This window comes from Trebonia sp. (genome assembly GCF_049794275.1).
Taxonomy (GTDB): Bacteria; Actinomycetota; Actinomycetes; order Streptosporangiales; family Streptosporangiaceae; genus Trebonia.
In genome coordinates, this window is sequence record NZ_JBARCR010000353.1 from 1 (window position 1) to 4,070 (window position 4,070).

Annotated in this window: 4 protein-coding genes and 1 pseudogene; 3 read left to right on the top strand and 2 right to left on the bottom strand. The window is 71.7% G+C overall.

Translation table 11 applies throughout. The annotated features are described in order from the left end of the window. Positions 1-249 (top strand): annotated as a pseudogene (locus tag WA805_RS09750) (transcriptional regulator); the annotation flags it as partial. On the opposite strand, the gene WA805_RS09755 reads toward WA805_RS09750, so the two are convergent. Then, on the bottom strand, positions 246-1,634 hold the full coding sequence (locus WA805_RS09755) for a M20 family metallopeptidase (protein ID WP_422272653.1): 1,389 nt from the start codon (positions 1,632-1,634) through the stop codon (positions 246-248). The pseudogene WA805_RS09750 and the gene WA805_RS09755 overlap by 4 nt on opposite strands. 56 nt (positions 1,635-1,690) lie before the next feature. On the opposite strand from WA805_RS09755, the gene WA805_RS09760 reads away from it, so the two are divergent. Both WA805_RS09760 and WA805_RS09765 read left to right on the top strand, forming a co-directional pair. Continuing rightward, entirely contained in the window at positions 1,691-2,902 is a 1,212-nt protein-coding gene (locus WA805_RS09760; RefSeq protein ID WP_422288830.1) for a M20 metallopeptidase family protein, read from the top strand. A 264-nt stretch (positions 2,903-3,166) separates the two neighbouring features. Further along, positions 3,167-3,670, top strand: coding sequence for a helix-turn-helix domain-containing protein (locus tag WA805_RS09765; RefSeq protein WP_425242175.1), 504 nt, complete (start codon positions 3,167-3,169; stop codon positions 3,668-3,670). Here WA805_RS09765 and WA805_RS09770 read toward each other — a convergent pair. After that, positions 3,616-4,070: hypothetical protein (locus tag WA805_RS09770; protein WP_425242176.1), on the bottom strand; the 455-nt coding region annotated here is incomplete at its 5' end. The two genes, WA805_RS09765 and WA805_RS09770, sit on opposite strands and share 55 nt — an antisense overlap.

Sequence of the window (4,070 nt, forward strand, 5' to 3'; positions counted from 1 at the left end):
GGCATCGACGTCGGCGCCGTGCCGCGCCGCACCCGGCCGCTGCTGCGCCCCTGCATGGACTGGACGGAACGCCGCCACCACCTGGCCGGTTCCCTCGGCGCCGCGCTGACCGCCGAGCTCATGCGGCGCGACTGGCTCCGCCGCCACGAAGCCAGCCGGGTCGTCACGGTGACCCCGGACGGCTACTCGGGCCTGAACGCCTGGCTTGGCATCGACTTCGGCCAGCTCAGAGAGTCCTCGGCGGCCTAGCTCTGGCCAGCGCCCGCGTGCTCGCCCAGATCCCAGAACAGGCCCGCCATGAGGCGCAGGGCCTGGCGGGCGAGCGGGGCGAGCAGGTGCTCATCGGGGGCGTGCTGCGCGCAGGCCGGGTAGGAGTGCGGGATCCAGATGGTCGGCAGCCCGAGCTGATCGGTGAAGACGTCGTTGGGCAGGCCGCCGCCGAGGTTGGGCAGCAGCGCGGGCGGGCTGCCCTCGGTGCGTTCCAGCGAGGCCAGGGCGAACTGGACCCACGGGTTGCCGGGGTCGGTGCGGGAGGCGTGCATGACGCCTCCCGGCTCGACGGTGACCATGCCGAAGCCGTGGTCGTCCAGGTGAGCGCGGATCGCGGTGGTCAGGCCGGCGATGTCGGTGCCGGGCTGGAACCGGAGGTTGCAGTGCGCGTGGGCCTCGCCGGGGATGGCGTTGACGGGGGTATCAGGGTTCCCGGCGGCGAGTGACAGCACCTCCAGGGTGTTTCCTGCGATGACCCGCTCGGCGGCGGTGAGTTCCGGCTCGCCCCAGTCCTGGTCGATGTCCGGGTCACCGGGGCCGCCGCCGACCTGGATGACGGCCAGCGCGTCCCGCACCGCGGCCGGGATCGGCGGGGTACGCAGGGCGGGCACGAGGATCCGCCCGCGTCCGTCGGCCAGGCAGGCGATCGCGCTGGCCAGCACGGTGGCCGGGTTGCGGAGCAGGCCGCCCCAGTTGCCCGAGTGGTAGGACCGGTCGCGCAGCGCGACGCGCAGGGTGAACCCCGCCGAGCCGCGTGCGCCGAGGAAGACCGTGGGACGCCCGGCGGCCACCCGCGGCCCGTCCGAGGCGATGAGCAGGTCGGCGGCCAGCTCGTCGCGGTGTCGCGTGCAGAACTCGCTCAGTCCGGCGGATCCGGTCTCTTCGCTGGTCTCGATGAGGATGACCAGGTTGAAGCCGAGGTGTCCGCCGCGGGCGCGCAGCACCTGCTCCAGGGCCGCCAGGTTGATGGTGTGCTGGCCCTTGTTGTCCGCGGTTCCCCTGCCGTACCAGCGGTCCTGCTCGACCGTGACCCGCCAGGGATCGAGCCCAGGCCGCCAGCGGTGCGGCTCGGCCGTCACGACGTCGGCGTGACCGTAGGTCAGCACGGTGGGCAGGTCGTCGGCCTCGTGCCTGCGCGCGATCAGCAGCGGCCCGCCGTCGCCGGGATTGTCCGCTATCCGGGCCGTGGCGCCCAGCCGGGCGGCCGCCGGGACGATCTCCTGGCCGAGGTAGGCGTGCAAATCCAGGCGGCGCTCCGGCAGCCCGCTTTCCGTCGGGAACGCGACCCGGCGGGTCAGGTCGGCCAGGAACGCGCCAGAGTCGAAATACTCAGTCGCGTACGCGATCGCGCGAGATCGGGTCACCTGCCCACCCCACCATCCACCGCCGGTCCCGGCAAGGCCGGGGATATGGTCATGGGATGACTATTCGCGACGAAGCGGACAAGATTGCCGGTGAGCTTACCGAGCTGCGGCACGCCATCCACCAGGAACCCGAGATCGGCTATGACCTGCCCGCGACCCAGCGCAAGGTGCTCGCCGCGCTGGACGGGCTCCCTCTGGAGATCACCCCGGGCAGGCAGCTCAGTTCGGTGACCGCGGTGCTGCGCGGCGGCAGGCCGGGGCCGACGGTGCTGCTGCGCGGCGACATGGACGCGCTGCCGGTGCATGAGGCGACCGGCCTGCCGTGGGCGTCCCGCACCGCTGGGGCGATGCATGCCTGCGGTCATGACCTGCACACCACGATGCTGGCCGGTGCCGCGCGGCTGCTGTCCGCACAGCGGGCCGACATCCCTGGCAACGTGATCTTCATGTTCCAGCCGGCGGAGGAAGGCGGCGGCGGCGCCCGCATCATGATCGACGAAGGCGTGCTCGGCGCGGCGGGCGAGCCGCCGGTGGCCGCCTACGCGCTGCACGTCTTTTCCGGCATGTATGACGCCGGCGTGTTCGCGGCCCGGCCGGGCCCGGCCCTGGCCGCGATGGACGCGATCGACGTCACGGTGCACGGCCGCGGCGGTCACGGCTCGGCGCCGCACCAGGCCATGGACCCGATCCCCGCGGCCTGCGAGATGGTCACCGCGCTGCACGCCATGGTCACCCGCAAGTTCAACGTGTTCGACCCGGTGGTCGTCACGGTGGGCAGCTTCCACGCCGGGACCGTCCGCAACGTGATACCGGACGACGCCACCTTCTACGTGACCGCCCGCTCCTTCAGCCACGAATCGCGGCAACGGCTCCGTGACGAGACGGTGCGCCTCGTCACGAACATCGCCCAGGCCCACGGCCTGACCGCGGACGTGGACTTCGCCGGCGGCTACCCCGTCACGGTCAACGACCCGGCCGAGGCGGCGTTCGCGACCGCGACGGCGGCGGGCCTGTTCGGCGCCGACCGGGCCGTCACACCGCCCGAGCCGCTGGCCGGCTCCGAGGACTTCTCGTACGTGCTCAACGAGGTCCCCGGGGCGTTCGTCCTGCTCGGCGCCTGCCCGCCGGGCACGGACCCGCAAACGGCCCCCTCCAACCACTCGGCCACGGCCGCCTTCACCGATGACGTGCTTCCTGACGGCGCCACGCTGTACGCGGAACTGGCACTTCGCCGGCTAGCCGCTGAACGCGTCCCCGCGCCGGAGTAACCGGCGCGAGGGCGGCACACAGAGGGAGGGCCGCCCGGATACGGCCGGGCGGCCCTCCCTAGCCGGCTGAACGCGTCCCCGCGATTGACACGCACAGCAGGCCCTCCTGGGGCTAGTCGCGGGAGCCTCCTTCGGCATTCCTTGTTTGCACGTTAATCAACGTGCAAACTGTACGTTCACTACCGTACAATGGATTGGCCGGATAAGTCAATGTGAGAATCACGACGAACCCCTCCGCCCCTCCGCAGGATTAGGTTGATAGGCATGACGGCGCACGCCGCAGACGACAAGCCGGGCGTCCCTGAGGATGCCGCCTTGGCACCGCCAGACAACATGAACCCGCTGCAGCGGCTGATTCATCAGCGGCTGCAGGACCGGGGCTGGTCCTATGGCGCGGTCGCCCGCCGCGCGGGGCTGCCCCGGTCCACTGTCTACACGCTCGCCACCACGCGGAACCTGGTCCGGCCGCCGCGCCCGGCCACCATTGACGCGCTCGCCAAAGGGCTCGGCGCGCCCGTCTCGATGGTCCGTATCGCCGCGGCCGAGTCGACCGGGCTGCACTACTACGACCGGGCGCCGGCGGGACAGCAGAGCCAGGACGACCGGGAGCGGGAGCTCTTGATCGCCAGCATCGACGAGCTGTCGCCCGACGACCGCCGTCACGTCGCCGCGCTTGTCGAATCGCTCCGGAACCGCGCCTCCTCTTTAGCGCATCACTCCATCGGCCAGCTCGCGGGCACGCCGAGCTGTTCGGCGAGTTCCTCATAGGGATCCTCCGGTAGGACCAGGCGGGCGACCCGCAGGATCGCCCTGGGATCCTCGCCGGGCGGGCGCAGCACGCAGACCATGTCATCGGCCTTGTTGTGCGTCACGACCAGGCGGTCGTAGTCGGCGAGGACGAACCGCCTGCAGCTCCGCGGCGGGCTGGGGCTGACGGTCTCGGGCATGGCACTCTCCGTCATGGCGTTCTCAGGCTGGACATTCTCGGATTGGGCATTCTCGGATTGGGCCTTCTCGGGCTGGACATTCGCGGCCGCGGGCCGACGGCGCCTGCGGGCGATCGCCAGGACCAGTTCGGCCAGGAAGGCGGCCCCGATGAGCAGGCCCGCCGCCAGCAGCATGATCCGCAGCCATTGCGGCATGCCCGCGGGCGCCGGCGCGCTTGTCC

What these genes read in the sequence shown, in the direction of transcription:
- WA805_RS09765 (WP_425242175.1), top strand. Translation starts at nt 3,167, where the DNA reads ATGACGGCGCACGCCGCAGACGACAAGCCGGGCGTCCCTGAGGATGCC.
- WA805_RS09760 (WP_422288830.1), top strand. Translation starts at nt 1,691, where the DNA reads ATGACTATTCGCGACGAAGCGGACAAGATTGCCGGTGAGCTTACCGAG.